This is a genomic window from Spirosoma harenae, assembly GCF_054776975.1.
Genome location: NZ_BAAHBD010000024.1, coordinates 65,253 through 85,274, shown reverse-complemented (window position 1 = coordinate 85,274; position 20,022 = coordinate 65,253). Strand labels below are relative to the sequence as shown.

Here is a 20,022-nt window from a genome sequence, read left to right as displayed (position 1 = left end):
AAGGTAAGAAAAATAGTCGATAGTCGCCAGTTTTCAGCCAATAGTTTATTAGGTTATTAGTTAATTGCATTTAACGATTGACTGAGAAACAGCCGTCTATTGACTCATAGCTACTGCTTTACGGTTTCTAAATTGCTCGAACCGCTTCTTTAGTCGATCCCAGGCAATTATATATACATCTTTATCAAATAGCCGTGAATCGTGCCGGGCACGCTGCATCAGCACTAAGCCAATTGGGAATAGAACAATATTGGCCAGCCAGGCACCTATCGGCACCCAGACTAATCCATCTTTCGCATACTTATCTCCCACAATTGTTAATATGTACAGGAAAATAAAAAACACGATAGCAATCAACACAGGTACCCCAAAACCACCTTTTTTGATAATCGCTCCCATTGAGGCCCCAATCAGAAACATCACAAAAATCGAAATCGATTGCGTAAATTTATGATGGGACTCCAGCTGGTATTTCCATACACTCTTCTCTTTTTCACGCAGGTATGTGACGTTTGATGTAGCGTAAGAAAGCATGTTCTGGGCTTGTCCTAACGCAGTCTGCGCTAATTCCTGCGGAGCTATTTTATATTTGTTCAATAGCGAATCGATCCATTTACCTTCCAGCACTTTCTTTTGGCGAACTGTCCCATCCGACTTAAACTGGTAGTTGTAATATTGACGTGATGTGCTGGCGACACTTAGACTGGTATTTTTATAATCTTTTCGTAATGAGTCAGTTAGTGTCGTTAGTTCTTTCAGATTTTTCATGTACTCATGGTACTCAAACTGGTTTTCATCAGTTCGTTTGATCCCAAACGATTCCAGCCCAATGACCAACCGATAATCTTTGAACCCATTCCGCATAAATTGTCCTCCTAATGGAGCCCCTCCGCTGCTGGCATATGTAACGGGGCTATTACTGGAATATTCCTGGTAATCATTACCATTAAAAAGTTCAAACACAAGATAGGTTCGATCCTGATCGGTATACATTCGCCCAGAGTCGGCCAGAATAATTTCCCGATTTCCGGACTCGATGCCATTCATCGGATGCTTATAAATAACAAGCCCTTTTAGCAAATCACCGTTTTTACTCTCTTTGGGACCTTTAATTTTCTTATCTACCTTAATACTATAACCTGGAAGATCATTGTAGAAAATCCCCTCTTTCAGATTCAGAGCCGCTTTGGCTGTTTTGATATCATAAAGCAGGCTATACCCTTTTAAATTGGCCCAGGGCGATACAGAATTATTAAACCAGAACGAAAAAGCACTGATACAAACAGCCACAATCAGTAATGGCTGCATGGCCCGGGTAAGTGAAATTCCGGCGCTTTTAAGTGCAGTTAGTTCAAAAAACTCACCCAGATTTCCAAACGTCATGAGCGACGAAAGTAACACAGCCAACGGCAGGGCTGTTGGAATGGTGAGCAACGCAAAGTAGAACAATAATCGACCAAAAGTAGCCAGATCGAGGTCTTTCGAGACGAAATCGTCGATATAGAACATCAGCAGTCGCATCAGAAAAATAAAGATGACGACGGCCAGTGTCAAAAAAAACGGCCCCCAAAATGAGCCGAGTACTAATTTGTCAACTTTTTTCACGTATTGAAATTACGATTTACGATATAACAAAGAGAATGCCGTAAATCGTACATTGTAATTCGTAAATTATGTTAACTGCCAACAATTTCCCGCAGCTTATCCATTAAACCATCCCAGAGATCTTTGAGTTCTTCTTCATCGGTCGTACCTGAGTAATCGGTAATGCGTAGAAACGTCGATTGGGTCAACTCGCTCTGCTCGACTCGAAAATCAACGTAATTATTATCCGATTCGTCGTCGTTGGTATTTAAAAACTCAAATCGTACTCCCTTATTCTGCCGCATGGATACCTGTCGGGCAATATGACTTTCGTTATCCCATTGGAAATCAAATCGCTGTTCGGGCATTGTATTTACTTTACTGGCAAACCACTGCGATAAGCCTGAAGCCGTACTAATGTAGGGAAACAGCATTTTGGGAGAGGCCCGAAGTTCATATTCGGCGACGAATTTAAATTTCTCCATAATTTTTTCTACAGAAAAGGGGTCATTGACAAAGGTAAACGATTTTTTTTGCGAAAGTCAACGGCCTTTTTTGCCTTGCAACGATTTTTCCTTACTTTTGTGGTACGAAACACGGCGGGGTAGCTCAGATGGTTAGAGCGTAGGATTCATAACCCTAAGGTCGGCAGTTCGATCCTGCTCCCCGCTACCAGTTTAGAAGCTCTTTACAAGATGGTAAAGGGCTTTTTTTATGCCTTATTGAGCGTTTTCGAGGTAAAATGGAGTAGGCAACTCCTGTACATATAGGTCTCAGTATATTATTCGTTTCTCCCTAAAAGTACTTCTAGAGCTTCGTTATATAGGCTATAATTCGCTCATAGGCACTCGAGATCACTTATAATTGTTCCTTTATCTTCAGAAAAGGTAAATTATCTTCAACACTTTCAGAACTCTTAACTATCGATATGATACTTCCTAAAATCCGTGATAAACGATTTATTACCGTCCGCCGTGGGGGTACGCTAGTAGACGAAGACCATCATTTACTGGCCATTTGGGCAGCTCAATGCGCTCAGCACGTATTACCCTATTTCGAAAAAATGAGCCCGACTGACGACCGACCACGCCGTGCCATCGAATTAACCTATGCCTGGGTGGCAGGAGAAATTACTATGAAACAGGCTCATATGGCCGCATTTGCCTCTAATGCAGCAGCCAGGGAGGTTTCTGGAGCAGCAAAATTAGCCGCTTTATCCGCTGGTCAGGCGGTTGCCGTAGCCCATGTGGCAGCCCATGAATTGGGGGCTGCCGCCTATGCCATCAGAGCTGTTATGGAAGCTTCATCGAATGAGAATAGGAATTCCGTTCGCGAACAGGAATGCCAATGGCAACGGGATAAGCTTCCTGAAGCTATCCGTGCTCTGGTTCTTGACGATCAACGGTTGCGCAATAATTTATGTTGGTCTGTTTTTACTTATTAGTATAAATGAATCAGAAGCAGGTCTAAAATCAGAATGGTACTACTACGTACTCATATTTTCTTGCTTAGCATCAAAGCTCCCACCCCCAATAGAGAAAGTAGTTTTCCTGCATATCTAAGAATAATGCTCCAGCTAATGACAAAATAGGTGTCATAAAGTTGACAATCGAAAGTGTATCGCGGTACTAAAAATGAGATAAACAGTATGAGAAGACCGAGTATTAAACTTAGTCGTTTAGTATTCATAACAATTTTCGTTTGATTAATTCAGGCCGCTTTCACTCCCTATCCGTTCACTCATTCAAACGATCAACCTTTTACATATGCCAGTTTTTCTGCGACCTTTCCGTTTCGAACGTTAATAACATCCACTCCCCTCAAATGCCAGGGCTTCCCCTCTTTTATCTTGCGATAAATCCACCTGACTACACAACGATCGCCACTAGTGAATACCTCCTCCGATTCAAAAAAAGCATCTGGATTAGAAGCAAAGAATTTTCCCCAATAAGCTCTGACAGCTTCGGCACCAACTAAACGAGTGCCATCAGGTTGCGGATTTGTATTTTCAAAAATACAGTCTTCTGTCATTTCGTTCATCACCACATCGACATCGTGGCGATTGAATGCGGCATTAAACCTCTCTACTGCCGCCAGTGTAAGATCTGTTACGCTGTTTTCTGTTTTAATTGCCATACCTGCTTGTGTTTTCGTTTGGCTAAAAGCGGTTTGCCCGATGTCAAGTTGAAAATCATCAGAATAATAAGTATCAGTAGCTGATTCATTGTTTTGACAGTTATACGGTTGAAAACCTATAGCTTAGAAGATCGTACGTCTTCAGTTTCAAGCAAATGAAAGGTTTACCTAAAGGATTTCCAATTAGCAGTAAGTGAAATGAGGTAACGGCGTCTTTTATCCAAATCGCTGATTTTAAAGAGATTACCTTCTTAAAAATTACGAATTAAAATTACCATCCGACTGGACAAGAGCACCGCGTTATCTTTAGTGCTGTTTCGCAGAATCGCCTTATTTTTTCTACTTCTGTACATTCCTTTACAAACGAAGCATCCTAGTTTTGGCCATTACCTTTTCAGCCGTAATCAAGGCATCTGCTTCACGTACCAAAAACGAAACAGGAGGTAGCCGAAAACCTTCCATCAACGAATCTCCTTAGCCTTCTTCCGCCACAATGAGTACACCGGCTTGTTCTAGTGCCATGATATCTCGATAAATTGCTCGTATGCTGACGTCCAATTTGGCAGCAAGCGAGGAGCCGTTATCAATCATGCTTTTTCTGCTGATTATTTATCTGCACAGACAAAGGTAGCAGTACGGCGAACTTGCTGATTGATACTTTTCAAGATCACACTTGATTAAAATCGGGCAAGAAAAACGGTTTATCGAGTTACCTGAACGGTGCTTCGTTCGGCGCCAAAATTCTGTATAACTCTTCCAAATGGAGCTTTACGCTGCTTATATGGATTGGCTGATAACAGCATTACACAACCCACATGTGTGAATGAAGGATTCAGCAGATTCACTCGGTGATGGGGTGAATCCAGCCATTGTTGAACGGCATAACGGGCATAACGGGCGTAGGTGTATGGTCGATATAGCTGTTTGGTGTCCGTCGATATATAATCATACCTGCCTTTCTGCCTGTTAAACCGGGCACTATACCAGTCAGGAGTATCGATCGTCTGATACTGACCAATGTTTTCAGCCATCCAGCCAAACCGCTTCGTTTGTTTTTGTACGCGTTTAAGTAATGTAGTGGTTTCTAAATTGTAGAGATCTTCATGACTCGTGTAGTCATGAAGCATCATAGATTCAGCATGATCGCGGGCAGCCTGATAAAGGAACCGATCATAGTGGCATACAGGCAAGCCAAATTTGCGACGAGCTTCATTGGTGGCCTGAAACAGCGCCAGATTCAACAAAAGCGTGTCGGGATGATCCAAAACAATTAGCTGTTGCGCAAGCGGTTGAGCGAAAAAGGCTTCATCACTCATCAAATAGCCTTCAGGCGGGCTATTGAGTTGCGCTAACCATTGCCCGATTCGTAAAATAATCCACCAATTCACAAGTATACCTTTTATGCATGACTAAGTTACGACTTTTTCATGTATATAAGGTATACTTGTGAATTACCGATGTTCACCTGCACTTCGATGATCAATACACAGGCCATCATTCTATATAATTTCTCATTTCACGACTACTGTAAATTCAGTATCGAGATCAGATGTGCCGGGAGCTGACGTTCCGTTCTTCACATTTGGTTGATGCCGTAATACCAGATTCAGTTTGCCCGAACCGGCCGCTCCCGTTTTGATTTCAGTAGTTAAACCGATTGGGTAAGGACCTGGTGCTGGATTCGAGTCTTTGTCAGTCAGGGTTATGGTTAACAGATTTGCCGGTGTTGGTGTGTAAACAAACAAGTGTTCGTTGGCTTTCTCTTTAATTTCTGCGGTGGCGTCGAGCGGTGGCGTTTTCGTTTTGTCGAGCAACGAAATTACCCCTGTATAGGTCGCATTGGCTTTCAGGTTCAACGTAGCCTTACTGAAATCAGCAGTCGTATTGAGGTTTTCAACGGTAGCAATTACCACATCCGTAGCCGACGCTTTATTGGTTAACGTAATCGTAGCGGTTGTAATGGCTTCATTATCATCAGTTGGAGCTACATTCTCTTCGTCTTTTTTGCAGGCTCCAGCCAGTAATACGACACACGACAACCAAATGAAGTGATTTTTAACTTGCTTCATAACTTTAGAAATTAACGGTAAAACAGATTGTATTGGCTTGATTTATGAATGCTTCCCGACCGAAAAGGGCAGACGTAGTTTGAGCATAATGTTACGTCCCTGTTCATCAGCGAAGTATCGAAAGCGGTTGAGATAATCCCGATAAGCGACGTTTGCCAGGTTAGTGCCACTTAGAATAATATTCATCCTTTGGTTTCCTATAGGCATCCTGAATCCGAGTTCGGCGCCAAGTAAAAAGTATGCTGGTGGAGGGGCAGCAAAATCGCCGGTAAAAATGATTTGACCATTCTCCTGGCGAGTGGTTACAGTTGGAGCGCGATTTTGTCGAGCCACATACAATCCGGTGATAGACAGGTACAATTCTGACAATTTCCCCCATTTAGCCCATTCATAACGCAGACTGTTGTCAGACCGATTGGGCGGGATGAAAACCAAATAGCCACGATCAGTATGATTGTAAGCAAAGAGTAGCGAATTTTTTGTCGTGAACGCTAACTGATCTGTCAGTTTGTATGTCAGCGTTGCATCAATACCCCGGAATGTTGCCTGAACCTGGCTATAGGTGTACGACGGGAAGGCCCCACGTTGACGAACGACTGGGACAGAATCCGGTTTTAGATAAATATAATTTTGGATTAGGTTGTTATAAATGCCAATTTCTCCACTCAACCGTTTACCAGCATACGCCAGCACCAGATTGCCGTTATAGGCCTGCTCAGGCCGTAAATCTGGATTTCCCCGCTCATAGGCAACAGCACTCTGGTGCAGGCCATTCGAATACAAATCCGATACATTTGGCGCTCGCCAGGCTGTACTCAGGTTTGCAGTAAGCGTTAGGTCAGGACGAAGCTGATAAGCTAGCCCAAGTGATCCGTTGGCGTTGCTCCAGTCGTGGGTTTCGAAGTAGGTCTTCTTGGTCACTTCATCCAGGAAAAAAGCGCGTAGCCAGCGGTAATCATAACGAATTCCCCCTTCTATTGTCCAACGGCCAATGGCGTATCGTTCAATGGCGAACAGACCAGCCCCGTAATTTCGGAAATTCGGAATCAGAAACAGGTATTGACGTATGTTACTCTGGGTGATACCGTTAAAACCCACACTACCAGACCATTGACCACCCGCATTCGTTTTAATTGGTGCATGTTCCCAAACTAAATCGAGTGTTTGCGTTTCCAGTTTAAGGTATAACTCCGGGGTCAGAATTCCGCTAAACGAAACGTAATCATACTCTCTACGCTGGTTCTGCTGCCAGGCATAGGTGGCGGTTAATTCTCCCCCTTTTTTTGTATGAAGATGCGTTCTGATTTTTAGCAAATCGTGCTGTACATCCTGGTAAGGACGACCAAGGTCATACGAAAAACCAGGTTTCGACAAAGGTTCAGGTCGCTGAATGGCTGCGTATAAATCTGCCAGACTACTGACCTGCGCGCCTGTGAACAAACCAATTTTTGTATCAAAGCGACTATAAAAAACCTCTGCACCCCAATTCTTGTGATCGTAATGCAAATCGCCGGAAAAGTTGGCCTCGTGGTAGCTGGTATTTTCCAGATAGTAGTTAGGTGTACGCACGTAACCCGACTTTTTCAGAGTTCCCTGCAACCGCCAACTCAATCCAGCCAATTTCTTAGCAAATGCGCCTTCTACCACGCCCGAAGCAACGCCTAAACCACCGTTGGAAGCGCCAACGGCATTGACTTCCCCCCGAATACCCGGTTGCGTCGACATAGCTTTCGGTTCGACTAAAATCACCCCTCCAATAGCGTCGGACCCGTATCGGATACTGGCCGCTCCTTTAATTACCGTCAATCGCGACGCCAGAAACTGATCAACCTGGGGAGCATGTTCGGTTCCCCACTGTTGATCTTCCTGCCGGATGCCATTGTTCAGAATAATAATCCGGTTGCTATACAACCCATGAATAACGGGCTTTGAAATACTTGGCCCCGTCTGGATGGAATACAAACCCGTTAATGCTTTCAGGCTCTCGCCGAGTGATTGCCCGCGTGTTTGATCCAGAGCCGCTCCTGATAAGCTTGTTTGTGTCTGTAGTAATTGCTGGGCTTCCGACCGATGCTCCGTTACGACTATTTCCTGCAATGTCTGACTATCTGCCTTCAACGAAACAGGGTTGAGTACTAGCAAGGAATCATTTCCGATTAGGACTGACGAAGAGAGAGTAGTATATCCAACAAACTGATAATCAACCGAGTATTTACCAGAACATAATCCTGTCAATTGAAAACGACCCGATGAATCGGCAACAGCTCCAGTTTTGAGTTCGCGTATGTAGACCGTTGCTCCCGGTAAAGGAAGTTGGTTATCAGCCGACAGAATTTGGCCTCGCAACAGTATACGGCATGGGGCAGACTGTGCCCACCCTCCTACTGATGCCCCCAATATTCCTAAAAAGAGTAAGCCAATTTTTCCTAGATACTGCATTCTACGACCAATCTTTCAGCTATTTTCTGAAAAACGCCTGCAATATATGCAACATGGTTGCAACAACAAAGAAATAAATTTAGGTGAAGTCTATTTTGAGTTAAACATGATCCCTTAAAACACAAAAAGCTGCCCCAAATTCGGGACAGCTTTTTTCATGAGCCGAAATCAATTAATGCAATACTTCAAACACGAGTTCGCGCAAAATGTCACGCTCGCTCATGGTCGGAGCTTCGATTCCTTTACTTTGTCCATCGGCCCGGCGAATGGCGTGAATAATAGCAGCCACTTTGGGTAAAGGAAAGGAACGGGCAGCCGTCTGGTAATCCTTTACAAAAAATGGATTCACCCCAAGCAAGGAAGCCAGCGCTTTGTCGGATTGATCTTTTGATGCCTGCACTAACAACACCTTACTGAAATAGCCAAACAATTGCGCCAAAATGACAACCAATGGATTATCCTTTGGATTAAGCCCAAAATACTCTACAATCTGGTTAGCTTTTACAACGTCACGCTGGGCAAGTGCTTTCTGCAACTCAAATACATTATATTCCTTACTGATGCCCACTAACCGTTCTACTGTGCCGGCTGAAATCTCTTCGCCCACATGCAGATTGATCAGTATTTTATCAATTTCACCCGCTAAACGTTTCAGGTCATTGCCAATATGGTCGGCTAAAAGCTGGCAGGCTTTTGGGCTTATTTTTGCCCCCTGTTCGCGGCAATACACGCCTACCCAATCCGGAATTTTATTGTCGTAAAGTTTCTTGACTCCAAGCAATTTTCCTTTGGCACCAAATGATTTCACCCAGGCTTTTCGCTCGTCGAGCCCCGGCTTACCTTCTTCTTTTACATAGCACAGCATCAATATTGTGCTTGGCAATGGATTCAGGGCATAGTCCTCCAGCAAAGTCTGCGCTGACTTCTCTCCTAATCCGGCCAGTTGCTGAGCTTCTTTTACTAATACCAACTGTCGTTCGGCCATGAACGGATAGCGCCGGGCATAGTTCAACACAGCCCCCACGTCGGTATCTTTTCCAAACAGAACAAACTGGTTGAATCCACGCTCAGCTACCGGGATGGCTACCTTTTCAAGCTCGTCAGCAATCCGGTCAAGATAATATGGCTCATCGCCATGAATCAGGTATACAGGTTCAATCCGTTTATTGCGGATATCTTTCAACAGGGAATCTACAGCTGGAATCAATGCGGATCACAATTTACGGTTTACGATATTCGGTTTACTGTTGGCTGATGTACATACTGAACTAGCGACCCCCGAAAACCAGAAACTGTAAAAATAACCGTTGAAATGTCATTTTCGATGAAATACAAGGGAAGAATGGGGTTCTGGTCAATCATCTAGCGTGATTTTTTATCTTTATCCTTTCACTTCCAGACACTTCACAAAATGCACCAACGATTCTTCTCTTTGTCTTTATTTTATCTGCTTTTATCAATTCACTGTTTTGCTCAAACGAGACCTTCCTACGAACGACAGGAAGTCATGATTCCCATGCGTGATGGGGTTCGATTGAATACGCTCATCTATACCGTTAAAGACAGTAAAGAGCCGTTGCCTTTTTTGTTAACACGTACTCCCTACGGTGTTGCCCATACTGATAGCCCCGATCTGATCCCTTATGTGAAAGACATGGCCGATGAGGGCTACATCTTTGTTTATCAGGATATTCGCGGCCGGTATAAGTCGGAAGGAATATTTGAAATGCAGCGATTTACCCGAGATAAAAAAGATCCGAAAGCGATTGACGAAAGTACCGATACCTTCGATACCATCGAGTGGTTGCTGAGGCATATTCCAAAAAACAACGGAAAAGTAGGTATGTATGGAATTTCGTACGCAGGCTGGACTACCGTCATGGGTGCCATCGATCCACACCCGGCATTAGCCGCCGTTTCTGAGCAGGCGACCCCTTCAGATATGTATCTGGGCGACGATTTCCACCACAATTGTGCATTTCGATTAAGTTACGGATTTGAATACGCGTTTATGGAAGAAGCCACCAAACAGGATTCACTCTTCCCCTTTCCCGACTTCGACACCTACGACTGGTATCTGAAATTAGGCCCACTCTCGAACGTTAACAAACTGTATTTCAAGCATAAACTTCCTACCTGGAATGATTTCGTTAAACACCCGAATTATGATTCATTCTGGCAGAAGCAATCGTTAATTACTCGTATTGATCGACCGAAAATACCGATCATGAATGTTGCGGGCTGGTGGGATCAGGAAGATTTTTACGGCCCTTTAAAAGCCTATCAACTTTGGGAAAAACAGGATTAGTCACACAAAAATTTTCTGGTGGCCGGTCCCTGGAACCATGGCGGTTGGGGGCGGGGTGATGGCAAAACGTTAGGCAATATTCGATTCGATACGGCAACATCGGTTACTTTCCGCAAAGAGATTCAGGCACCCTGGTTCGCTTATTATTTAAAAGGAAAAGGTACCGGAAATTTCCCGGAAGCGGTTACGTTTCAAACCGGTTCGAACACCTGGAAACGGTACGATTCCTGGCCACCCAAGGAAGCGACGAAACGAAAGTTATTTTTCCAGAGCAATGGAAAGCTCTCGTTCGAAGCCCCAAAAGCTGCATCCGGGAGCGACTACTATGTTTCGGATCCGGCCCATCCGGTTCCCTATCGAACACGCCCAATTGAAGCCACTTATGGTCCTGGTTCGCGCTGGCGCACCTGGCTAACGGAAGACCAGCGTTTTGTCCAAAATCGACCGGATGTGCTTTCCTGGGAAACGGATGTGTTGCAGGAAGATATAACGGTAACTGGCGAGGTTTGGGCTAAACTTTTTGCGGCTACAACCGGCAGCGACGCTGATTGGGTTGTTAAGTTAATTGATGTGTATCCTGCACAATACCCTCAGCAATTAGGTATGGGTGGTTATCAGTTGATGGTGGCCAATGATGTATTCCGCGGGCGTTTCCGAAAAAGCTTTGAAAAACCCGAAGCCATTCAACCCAACAAACCCGAATCGTATTCCATTGATTTACATAGCATTAATCATGTTTTTCAAAAAGGTCACAAAATTATGGTGCAAATCCAAAGTACCTGGTTCCCGATCATTGACCGAAATCCTCAGACATTTGTACCCAATATTTTTGAAGCAAACGAATCGGACTATAAAAAAGCAACACAGACCATTTTTCGATCTGCTGCGTTACCGTCTCATCTGGAATTAAGTGTTGTAGAAAAGTAGATTTACGAGCGATGAACGATTATCTGGAAAGCGTGAAAAAGCAATTTACCTACTATAAAATGCTGGGTGAGAAAGCCATAGCTCAAGTTTCTGACGATGCCTTGTTTTGGCAATACAATCAGGAAAGCAACAGTATTGCCAGCATCGTTAGACACCTAAGTGGAAATATGCTCTCCCGCTGGACTGATTTTTTAACTACGGACGGCGAGAAAGATTGGCGAGATCGGGAAGCCGAATTTGACAACGATCTCACCACACGACAGGAAATTCTGGACAAATGGAACGAAGGCTGGGCGTGTCTTTTCGAATCGCTTAATTTGCTAACGGCTAGTGATTTACAAAAAGAAATTTATATCAGAAATCAGGGTCACACGGTCACGGAAGCAATCAATCGACAACTGGCGCACTATCCCTACCATGTGGGTCAGATTGTTTTTATTGGCAAAATGATTTGTGACGAAAACTGGAAATCGCTTTCGGTTCCAAGGGGAAAATCAGCCGAGTTTAATGCCGAGAAATTTTCTAAACCAAAACGAAAAGAACATTTCACGGACGACTATTTGGCGGAGAACGATAATTGACATTCAACGTCTTATACAATCAGATTTAATGCTAGCACACCAAATAGGCCAATGATCGACACGATCGTTTCCATGAGTGACCACGTCCGGATGGTTTGCCCGATAGTGAGGTTGAAATATTCTTTGAAGAGCCAGAAACCACCGTCGTTGATGTGCGAAAACATCAGACTTCCCGATCCAATTGCCAGGACCATTAATTCTGGTTTGATTGGTTGACTCTGAATCAAGGGCCAGATTATACCTGATGTTGTCAAGCCGGCGACCGTAGCGGAGCCAACGCACACACGAATAAAAGCAGCAATGCCCCAGGCTAATACCAGCGGAGGTATAGACGCATCTGCCAGTAAACTTCCAATGTATTTACTGGTGCCGCTATCACTGAAAATCTGCTTGAGAGCCCCCGCCCCGGCAATAACCAGCAAAATAGGCGCAACCGCTTTGACTGCTTCTTCAAGATCTTTCGTGACCGCTTTCATCGTGAGCCCTCGGCGAATACCCAGTGCATAGATAGCAACCAGTACCGAAACCATCATACCAATATACGGCTCGGCAAATAAAACAACCATCGTTTTAAACGGTGAGTCATCGGGTAATGCGCCCTTCAGGGGGCCAAATGTAGTCAGAAGAAGAACCGGCAGTAATGAAACAAAAAAACTAATTCCTGCACCCGGCAAATTGCTGCCGGGCACTTCCTTGATATTAAACAGTTCTTTATCTGGGGTGATTTTCATATTCACCAGTGTTCTGCCAAATATGGGCCCTGCAATAATGATTGCTGGAATAGCGACGATAATACCATACATAAGCGTCTGACCGATGTCGGCATTGAGTTGGGCTGCTACCGCTGAAGGCGACGGATGGGGAGGTAAATAGCCGTGGGCTACCGAAAGGGCTGACAGCATCGGAACCGCAACTGATAGTAATGGCAAACGCGACGAGGCCGCAATGGTAAAAATCAACGGAGCAACGATGATAAATCCGGCATTATAGAACAGCGGTATACCAACCACAAAACCAGCCAGTGCCAATCCCCAGCGAATATTCTTGATGCCAAATAGTCCGATCAGCACATTGGTAATTCGTCGGGCAGCACCACTTTCGGCCACTAATCGCCCGAGCATCGCCCCAAACCCGATAATCAATACCAGATCACCTAGTGTACTCCCAATGCCCGTCTGTATAGATTTCCCTACAGCCGCAACGTCCATTCCCGACGCGATTCCGATGCCGAGCGATACAATCACGAACGAAATGAATGTATCCAGGCGAACAAAGGCTACTAATAAAACAAGCGTTAGAATACCAAGCAGAGTCAGGATAAGTGGCATGTATTGGTCTATAAGTTAAGCGTTACGATGGTCGATTCGAAGTATCAAGCGCGTCTCCGAGCTTCATTGTTTGGTCAAAAATGGCAAAAAATTAGGCGACAATCAGGATGACAAAGCGTAGGCAGCTAATTTTTCTACTTCATCCGATAGGGATTTGGTTACGTCAAATGGCACCACATGCAATCGGGTATTCACATCGTAGGTGAATACATCCAGTGGCTGGCGGAAGGTTTCGTTGGCAGGATAGACCAGAAATAAATTATCGGCATTGTATTTTTTTCCGTAGGCATACAGTTGATAAAGATCAGCCTGATCAATGCCATAGGTAGTCATACGCGAACTGCCTTCCGACTCGCTGCCAATAATTTGTTTCCACTTCATGTCCAGCACGAATATCTGGTCTTTATGACGAATGACAATATCTGGTCTAAGCTTAAATTTAGGCGTTCCGACATGCTCATCCACCAAATGGGCCGATGATTCCTGAACACCAATTGCATCACTTTCAGGCCAATGCACACGAATTCCCTGCGTCACGTATCCTTCAAAAACCCGCTCCATCGGAAACAACAGCGACAGGCTTGGTACATTTCCAGTTTTTACACCGTAGCCTCTCCCCTGGGTTAAGGCCTCAGCCCAGCGCAACGCATTCTCATAGCGGGAAAATAATCGCCCGGTGCGTCGAACAACCTTAAAATCGTCCAATAACGATTCAGAAAAAGGGACTTCCTCAAGTGCCCAGAGGAGTTGTTCGATTCGACGTTGAATGGGTAGATTGGTCGTCTCACCTTTCAGGTAGATCAGGGTTGTTTTTAGGATGCGGTTCGCGGCAACGTCGGCCGTCAATTGATCGTGTACTACTGCCAGCCGCTCCAAATGCCAGGCATTTTCCCGCTGCTGTCGGGTCGCCTGCAACTTACCTTTCCAGAAGCGATCATTACGCTCAAGGGCGATATAGGTATGCTGAATTCCCTGTCGGATTATTGGTTCAGCGGTGTTCAGGAAAGTAGTTATAAAAACCTCCCAAAGTGGCAACTGAACCGCTCGTGTGTTCGCTTCCGGAAGAGTTCGGAATGAGCTGTATCGTAATTGCCGTAGCATGGTCAGCAACCGGGAACGTGCATTTTCGATAGGACCAATTTTAGGCAGGATTTCCAGCTGCGTGTTGGTTGTCAACGGAAGTAGGCCAACGTAATTACGTAATTGTATCAACTCCCGGCCTTTACTCACTGAAAATGATAGTAATCCCTCGGCCTGCTCATGTTGAAACACAAATCGGCGCAACGCCTGAAAAACATCGTCAGGTACCAACAGGCCATCTTTGGGAACGTCTGCCCACTGCTCCGACGAGCCAATCAGGCTGTTTTCCAGAACAGAAATGGTTGTTGGCATGGTGAGCGATACGTGAGAATCGATGAATGATGAGTTGTTTACCTTCCTTTCATAAAGTCGGTTACGGCTGATTTCAGCAAGCCTGAAAACGTATTCAGACAGAATAATACACCCCGATCAATTAATGCTTTAGCCTGATCGCCGGAGGCTGCCGTTGTTCCCGCAATCAATCCTGCTTTTTTTATTTTTTCAACGACTCCAGCAATGGTTCGTTTCACTTCGTCATGACCGGGGCCATCGAAATAGCCCATGCTCATCGCCAGATCACGAGGACCAATCACAAATCCGTCGATTCCGTCAACCTGCAATAAATCATCGAGATTAGCAATGGCTTCTTTATCTTCAATTTGAGGAAGAATCAACAGTTGCTCGTTCGCAAATTCCACGTACTCCCCCTGATTCATTCCGCCCAGCAGGTAATCGTTGGCGCGAACAAGTCCAAATCCTCGCGTTCCCTCTGGCGGATATTTTACGGCTTTTACCAACGCTTCCGCTTCTTCAACCGTCCGAACACCTGGCATCATAATTCCCATCACGCCCGCATCGAGAAACTGCAAGATCAATTTGGCATCGTTACCACGAACTCTGGCCAATGGTGTTATGCCACTCACCTCACAAGCTCGCACAATGTCCTGTACTTGAGCGGTTGTGATTGGGCTGTGTTCGCCATCGATCATGTAAAAATCCAGTCCCGAAAACCCACAGAGTTCGGCCACCGTTGGATCTGAACTATTGGAGAGAATGCCCAGAACAGGCTGGTTATTTTTTAGCCGGGTTTTAACAATATTTTGCCGCATTGAAAAAGGAAAAAAGGAAAGAGCGATAGCCGTTGCGCTACAGGTTAAAATAGGTCGACAAGATACGACCGATTCAGAAAAATAAGTCGTTTGCCAAACGAAACGTATTGCAATGTGCTTCCACAATGTCGGCCAGACGAGGTGAGTATCCGCCCCCCATCGACACGGTGATGGGTAAATTATTTTTGATAGCCTGCTCAAATACAAACCGATCCCGTTCTTTACACCCTTCCCGACTGACGCTTAGTTTCCCAAGCCGATCCGATTCCAGAATATCAACACCTGAGATATAAAACAGAAAATCTGGCGCTTCCTGGCGAATTAACCTGGGCAAAACGTCATATAAGGTATTCAGGTAAGCTTCATCTGCTGTGCCCGTAGGGAAATCAATATCTACGTCAGATTGTTCTTTTTTAAGGGGATAATTGTCTTTCCCGTGCATGCTAAATGTAAAGACCCGGGGTTCGCGCTGAAACATGACAGCCGTTCCATTTCCCTGATGCACATCTAAATCGATCACCAGAATTTTCTGGGATTGCCCCGTTTCAAGCAGATAATTCGCAGCTACCCCCACATCATTGAGTAAGCAAAAACCTTCTCCCCGATCTGGATATGCATGGTGCGTTCCACCGGCAATGTTCATTGCAACACCTTCCCGTTCCGCCAGTTGGGTACAATCAATCGTTCCTTGTGTGATCACCCACTCCCGGTCAATCAACTCACGTGTCAGTGGGAAACCAATTCGACGCATCATACTCGCTGATACGGTGAGTGTTTTTAATGCCTGAACATAATCGGCAGTATGCACGCCCAACACCCAGCGATCCACAACGGCATCCGGAACAAAAAAATTAGCCTCGGTACAGGTACCTTCATACAGCAGTTGTTCATGAATCAATTCATACTTCGACATTGGAAATCGATGCCCTTCGGGTAGCTGAAGTCCATACACGGGCGAAAACGCAATCTGGAGCATGCAATCGTGGAAATCGGGGTAAATAGCGATGGATTCCTGTTGTCCCGTTCGATAAGGATACGGATAAGTTAACCCATCTTCGAGCGGTTCTGTTACCAATCGGCACAGTTTGTTCGTTGGAAAGGTTTACCCAACTTCATAATCCGGCTAGTATGAAAACAGCTATCATCACAGGGGGCGGTCAAGGTATCGGACGCGTTGTTACTCAATATTTACTCACACATGGCTACCGGGTGGCCATCTGGGAAGCCGACACCGACGCCATCGCCGAACTTCGTGAAGCCTTCAAAGCGTCGTCGGCGCAAATCCTCTTTATTTCCTGCGATGTCTCAAGCGAAGTCAATGTTCGAAAGGCCGCAGAACAAACTATTGCCCATTTCGGACAGATTGACGCCTTAATTAATAATGCGGCAATCATGATCGAAAAACCACTCGACCGACTCACACTCGACGAATGGAATCGAGTGATCAATACGAATCTGACAGGCGCTTTTTTATGCGCCAAACACACGGCGTCGTACATAGCCGCCCAAAAAGGCAGTATAATAAATATTGGCTCAACCCGAGCGACTCAATCTGAGCCAGATACATTTGCGTACTCGGCCAGTAAAGGCGGAATTTTGGCTCTAACTCACTCGCTCGCCATTAGTTTAGGGCCCGACATTCGGGTAAACACCATTAGTCCGGGGTGGATAGACGTATCCGTATTAAAGAAAAAAGCAAAAGCTAAATCCGAGGAACTTACACCTGAAGACCATCTTCAGCATCCGGCAGGTCGTGTAGGGCAGGCCGACGATATTGCCCGAATGATTCTCTTTCTGATTGCTCCCGAGAATAGTTTTATCACTGGCCAGAATTTTGTCGTCGATGGTGGAATGACCCGAAAAATGATTTACGTGTAAACAATAATTTTCTGTTAAAGGAAACCCGTCAGGTTTTGGTAAGCTGTTGAGCTGTTAATCTTCGCGCTGTATCTCTCAATTAATCAGCGGGTTTCCATTAACTTATTTTACTATCACAACGTACTAAAATATAGTGCTCCTACGAGCCCAGACGTATCTTCAGGATTTTATTACCTTAACTTAATCTCGATGGGCTATTCGGTAAGTCTGCCCAATGGCACGTATATCTCGGGTGGACCAGGTTTTCAATCTAACCAGGGAAGATAAGCTTCGATACGATCAATTAACTACTGGTCATTATTGTCGGAGTTGTTCCAGCCTGAAAGTGCCAGCCATTTGCCCAGTCGATACAGCGGGTAGGTGAATACAAAAGCCCCTAACACATCGATAGTGTAATGTACGTGCTGTACGAGTAATAAAGCCCCCACAATCAATGTTCCGATGAAAGCGATCAGTCGATCCCAGCGTCGACGCAGGCAGAGAAACATCAGGAACATCGTAGAGGTGTGTCCCGAATAAAACAGGTCTTTGGTGATGTATACTTTACCATAAAACGCATTCGTAATCGGGTCGACCATTGCGATTAAGCCTACGGGTGGATTCAATGGCAGCAGATTGATACTCAGCATTCTGGACAAGCTAACGATTACGTATCCATACATAAACATCATGAATATGGTTGGGCTACGTCGAAACCGGACAATCAGTAGTAACGCCGTTGCCCAGATGACCAGAAATATGAGCAAGGAAACATCAACGGGTGGAATTCGGGCAAGCACCCAATCGTTCAGAACAGGACCGCTATGTTGTTCAATTGTATGAAAAAAGTAGGGAAACGTTCCCAGCAACGCAAGTAGGCAAATAGCGCCAATCGCTACTTTTCGGCGAAAAATCGGTGAGCGCCAGGCACGCTCCCAAATAATATCATTGACAGGATTGGGTGTTAAAATGGACATAGCAGGATAAAAATGGCCGCAAAAATACGAAGAATCGCCGATTCTATTCGTTGAAACAATTTCTACCCAGATTAGAGTTTATACTTTATTGATTTAATACCGTTGCCTAAGAAGTGAAAAATAAACCGACGCCTAGGGAATGCTGGCGGGGTAATTGCGTTTCTTTTGCAGGATTTCCATTCACGAGACGATCCATTCTATGAAGTATTTGCCCCTATTGTGGTTTCTTATATGCGTTCCAATTATCAGTTTCTCCCAAAATCTGCTGGGTATTTCTACCAGTCGTTACGGCGGAACTAATCGACTTTATATCAACCCAGCTTTAGCCGCCGATTCGCCATCTAAATACTATCTGAATGTGTTTACCGGCAATGGTCACGTAGATAATAATTATGTGCGGTATCAGGCACCCTTTTCGCTGCTTCGCCTGATTACCGGCAATGTGCCTCCTCAGTATAAAAGCGCCGATGGTTCCATCAAATTTGAAGACGATTACACGCGGGAAATCCTGAATGGGAAAGCCAAGAATGGTACCATCTGGGGCGAAGTTCGAGGCCCATCGTTTCTCGTAAATTTGGGAGAGAACGGGGGATTGGCGTTTACCACCCGATTTCGGGCGGTAGGGCAAGTCATTGGCGCATCAGAACCGCTGCTTTCTGCCTTGCGGGCCAGTTTATACAGCGATGGCATATTTGCAATTCCCAGCAGCGATAATAAATTCAGTGCAAGCTCGAACACGTATGCTGAAATTGGGGCAACGTATGCCAGGGCCATAATGGAAACCGATGGTCGGAAGGTCTTACTGGGCGCTACCGCTAAATTTTTACTGGGCTATAATGCCCAACGTCTGATTAATCGCGGGATGACCTATCAAATTGTTAGAGACCCTGCCCAGCCAAACTACAATTTCTTAGAAATTAACAAATTAGACGCAACACTTGCTTATACAACCTTTCTTCAAAACCGTAGTCTGACCCCTGCAACGTTGTTTAGTCCCTCCTCTCCAGGTCGGGGTTTTGGGTTTGATATAGGCTTGACTTATATCGATCAGTACGACGAAGATAGCCCGAGGTTTCAACTGGGAATCGCCCTAACCGATGTTGGCGGCCTGAGCTACAAAGGCCAGGAATATAATTACCCGGATATTGGTAAAAATCCAGTCCGTTTCAGTTCCAAAGATTTTAACAATTTAAGTGGAACGGGGCAAATCATTGAAGTCATTCAGAATAGACTGAATACAGGCCGAACTCCAGATAGTAATACGTTTCGGGCTGGTTTACCAACCTCACTCAATCTGACAGCAGATTATCAATTGCCGATGGGCTTTGGCTTAAATCTGACATACTTACAGGACGTTCGGGCAACCACGGCCGAAGCCATTCACCAGCCCTCTCTCCTAAGTGTTACTCCCCGGTATGATGTCCGCTGGCTGAGTATGGCCGCTCCGTTAACCTATTTGAATGGAGGTTTTATGCTGGGAGCTTCTATTCGGGTTGGTCCCGGCTGGCTGGGTTCAGATAATCTGCTGGGCCTGGTAGGCAACAGTTCCAACGGCCTGCAACCCCGAGGTTTAGATATCTACGCAGGTCTATCTTTTGGATTAGGCAGGCTGGAGGAATAAACTTTG

17 protein-coding genes, 1 tRNA gene and 1 pseudogene are annotated in these 20,022 nt (G+C 45.1%); 6 read left to right on the top strand and 13 right to left on the bottom strand.

The window, feature by feature from the left end:
- Nucleotides 1-96: 96 nt before the first annotated feature.
- Nucleotides 97-1,605 carry an LptF/LptG family permease gene (locus ACYVE4_RS22905; protein WP_461042580.1) on the bottom strand — a complete coding sequence of 503 codons (1,509 nt, stop codon included), beginning with the start codon at nucleotides 1,603-1,605 and terminating at the stop codon, nucleotides 97-99.
- A gap of 71 nt (nucleotides 1,606-1,676) precedes the next feature.
- On the bottom strand, nucleotides 1,677-2,069 hold the full coding sequence (locus ACYVE4_RS22900) for an START-like domain-containing protein (RefSeq protein ID WP_461042579.1): 393 nt from the start codon (nucleotides 2,067-2,069) through the stop codon (nucleotides 1,677-1,679).
- A 113-nt stretch (nucleotides 2,070-2,182) separates the two neighbouring features.
- Here ACYVE4_RS22900 and ACYVE4_RS22895 point away from each other — a divergent pair.
- Both ACYVE4_RS22895 and ACYVE4_RS22890 read left to right on the top strand, forming a co-directional pair.
- A tRNA-Met gene (locus tag ACYVE4_RS22895) sits at nucleotides 2,183-2,259 on the top strand.
- Nucleotides 2,260-2,512: 253 nt separating this feature from the next.
- A complete protein-coding gene (locus tag ACYVE4_RS22890; protein WP_461042578.1) occupies nucleotides 2,513-3,028 on the top strand; it encodes a putative immunity protein in 516 nt (171 codons plus the stop codon).
- A 308-nt stretch (nucleotides 3,029-3,336) separates the two neighbouring features.
- Here ACYVE4_RS22890 and ACYVE4_RS22885 read toward each other — a convergent pair whose 3' ends face one another.
- The 6 genes from ACYVE4_RS22885 to holA form a co-directional block, all read right to left on the bottom strand.
- The gene (locus tag ACYVE4_RS22885; protein WP_461042577.1) at nucleotides 3,337-3,720 is read right to left on the bottom strand and encodes a nuclear transport factor 2 family protein; all 384 of its coding nucleotides are present in this window, start codon (nucleotides 3,718-3,720) and stop codon (nucleotides 3,337-3,339) included.
- 474 nt (nucleotides 3,721-4,194) lie between these two features.
- Nucleotides 4,195-4,311 (bottom strand): helix-turn-helix domain-containing protein, encoded by a 117-nt coding sequence (locus ACYVE4_RS22880; protein WP_461042576.1) that lies wholly within the window; start codon nucleotides 4,309-4,311, stop codon nucleotides 4,195-4,197.
- Nucleotides 4,312-4,421: 110 nt separating this feature from the next.
- On the bottom strand, nucleotides 4,422-5,108 hold the full coding sequence (locus ACYVE4_RS22875; protein ID WP_461042575.1) for a CAP domain-containing protein: 687 nt from the start codon (nucleotides 5,106-5,108) through the stop codon (nucleotides 4,422-4,424).
- 123 nt (nucleotides 5,109-5,231) lie between these two features.
- On the bottom strand, nucleotides 5,232-5,789 hold the full coding sequence (locus tag ACYVE4_RS22870; protein ID WP_461042574.1) for a hypothetical protein: 558 nt from the start codon (nucleotides 5,787-5,789) through the stop codon (nucleotides 5,232-5,234).
- Between the two features lie 42 nt (nucleotides 5,790-5,831).
- A complete protein-coding gene (locus tag ACYVE4_RS22865; protein WP_461042573.1) occupies nucleotides 5,832-8,228 on the bottom strand; it encodes a TonB-dependent receptor in 2,397 nt (798 codons plus the stop codon).
- 172 nt (nucleotides 8,229-8,400) lie between these two features.
- Complete coding sequence (holA, locus tag ACYVE4_RS22860; RefSeq protein ID WP_461042572.1) at nucleotides 8,401-9,435, bottom strand: DNA polymerase III subunit delta; 1,035 nt, start codon at nucleotides 9,433-9,435, stop codon at nucleotides 8,401-8,403.
- 204 nt (nucleotides 9,436-9,639) lie between these two features.
- Here holA and ACYVE4_RS22855 point away from each other — a divergent pair.
- Together ACYVE4_RS22855 and ACYVE4_RS22850 are read left to right on the top strand one after the other, a co-directional pair.
- Nucleotides 9,640-11,463 (top strand): annotated as a pseudogene (locus ACYVE4_RS22855) (CocE/NonD family hydrolase).
- Nucleotides 11,464-11,474: 11 nt separating this feature from the next.
- On the top strand, nucleotides 11,475-12,044 hold the full coding sequence (locus ACYVE4_RS22850; RefSeq protein ID WP_461042571.1) for a DUF1572 domain-containing protein: 570 nt from the start codon (nucleotides 11,475-11,477) through the stop codon (nucleotides 12,042-12,044).
- A gap of 11 nt (nucleotides 12,045-12,055) precedes the next feature.
- Here ACYVE4_RS22850 and ACYVE4_RS22845 read toward each other — a convergent pair whose 3' ends face one another.
- From ACYVE4_RS22845 to ACYVE4_RS22830, 4 genes are all read right to left on the bottom strand, one after another.
- Entirely contained in the window at nucleotides 12,056-13,372 is a 1,317-nt protein-coding gene (locus tag ACYVE4_RS22845) for a gluconate:H+ symporter (RefSeq protein ID WP_461042570.1), read from the bottom strand.
- Nucleotides 13,373-13,474: 102 nt separating this feature from the next.
- On the bottom strand, nucleotides 13,475-14,764 hold the full coding sequence (locus ACYVE4_RS22840) for an McrC family protein (RefSeq protein WP_461042569.1): 1,290 nt from the start codon (nucleotides 14,762-14,764) through the stop codon (nucleotides 13,475-13,477).
- A 38-nt stretch (nucleotides 14,765-14,802) separates the two neighbouring features.
- Entirely contained in the window at nucleotides 14,803-15,561 is a 759-nt protein-coding gene (locus ACYVE4_RS22835; protein ID WP_461042568.1) for an HpcH/HpaI aldolase family protein, read from the bottom strand.
- Between the two features lie 73 nt (nucleotides 15,562-15,634).
- Nucleotides 15,635-16,537: a histone deacetylase family protein gene (locus ACYVE4_RS22830; RefSeq protein WP_461042867.1), complete on the bottom strand. Its 903-nt coding sequence runs from the start codon at nucleotides 16,535-16,537 to the stop codon at nucleotides 15,635-15,637.
- A 152-nt stretch (nucleotides 16,538-16,689) separates the two neighbouring features.
- Here ACYVE4_RS22830 and ACYVE4_RS22825 point away from each other — a divergent pair, with 152 nt between their 5' ends.
- The gene (locus tag ACYVE4_RS22825; RefSeq protein WP_461042567.1) at nucleotides 16,690-17,439 is read left to right on the top strand and encodes an SDR family oxidoreductase; all 750 of its coding nucleotides are present in this window, start codon (nucleotides 16,690-16,692) and stop codon (nucleotides 17,437-17,439) included.
- Nucleotides 17,440-17,726: 287 nt separating this feature from the next.
- Here the strand turns inward: ACYVE4_RS22825 and ACYVE4_RS22820 are convergent, their stop codons facing one another.
- Nucleotides 17,727-18,395: a phosphatase PAP2-related protein gene (locus ACYVE4_RS22820; RefSeq protein WP_461042566.1), complete on the bottom strand. Its 669-nt coding sequence runs from the start codon at nucleotides 18,393-18,395 to the stop codon at nucleotides 17,727-17,729.
- A gap of 199 nt (nucleotides 18,396-18,594) precedes the next feature.
- Here ACYVE4_RS22820 and ACYVE4_RS22815 point away from each other — a divergent pair, with 199 nt between their 5' ends.
- Complete coding sequence (locus ACYVE4_RS22815; RefSeq protein WP_461042565.1) at nucleotides 18,595-20,016, top strand: DUF5723 family protein; 1,422 nt, start codon at nucleotides 18,595-18,597, stop codon at nucleotides 20,014-20,016.
- The last annotated feature ends 6 nt before the right edge of the window (nucleotides 20,017-20,022 follow it).

Bases quoted from the DNA above. Each gene is read 5' to 3' on its own strand.
- ACYVE4_RS22900 (WP_461042579.1), bottom strand. From the start codon at position 2,069: ATGGAGAAATTTAAATTCGTCGCCGAATATGAACTTCGGGCCTCTCCC.
- ACYVE4_RS22890 (WP_461042578.1), top strand. From the start codon at position 2,513: ATGATACTTCCTAAAATCCGTGATAAACGATTTATTACCGTCCGCCGT.
- ACYVE4_RS22885 (WP_461042577.1), bottom strand. From the start codon at position 3,720: ATGGCAATTAAAACAGAAAACAGCGTAACAGATCTTACACTGGCGGCA.
- ACYVE4_RS22880 (WP_461042576.1), bottom strand. From the start codon at position 4,311: ATGATTGATAACGGCTCCTCGCTTGCTGCCAAATTGGACGTCAGCATA.
- ACYVE4_RS22870 (WP_461042574.1), bottom strand. From the start codon at position 5,789: ATGAAGCAAGTTAAAAATCACTTCATTTGGTTGTCGTGTGTCGTATTA.
- ACYVE4_RS22865 (WP_461042573.1), bottom strand. From the start codon at position 8,228: ATGCAGTATCTAGGAAAAATTGGCTTACTCTTTTTAGGAATATTGGGG.
- ACYVE4_RS22850 (WP_461042571.1), top strand. From the start codon at position 11,475: ATGAACGATTATCTGGAAAGCGTGAAAAAGCAATTTACCTACTATAAA.
- ACYVE4_RS22845 (WP_461042570.1), bottom strand. From the start codon at position 13,372: ATGCCACTTATCCTGACTCTGCTTGGTATTCTAACGCTTGTTTTATTA.
- ACYVE4_RS22840 (WP_461042569.1), bottom strand. From the start codon at position 14,764: ATGCCAACAACCATTTCTGTTCTGGAAAACAGCCTGATTGGCTCGTCG.
- ACYVE4_RS22835 (WP_461042568.1), bottom strand. From the start codon at position 15,561: ATGCGGCAAAATATTGTTAAAACCCGGCTAAAAAATAACCAGCCTGTT.
- ACYVE4_RS22830 (WP_461042867.1), bottom strand. From the start codon at position 16,537: ATGCTCCAGATTGCGTTTTCGCCCGTGTATGGACTTCAGCTACCCGAA.
- ACYVE4_RS22825 (WP_461042567.1), top strand. From the start codon at position 16,690: ATGAAAACAGCTATCATCACAGGGGGCGGTCAAGGTATCGGACGCGTT.
- ACYVE4_RS22820 (WP_461042566.1), bottom strand. From the start codon at position 18,395: ATGTCCATTTTAACACCCAATCCTGTCAATGATATTATTTGGGAGCGT.
- ACYVE4_RS22815 (WP_461042565.1), top strand. From the start codon at position 18,595: ATGAAGTATTTGCCCCTATTGTGGTTTCTTATATGCGTTCCAATTATC.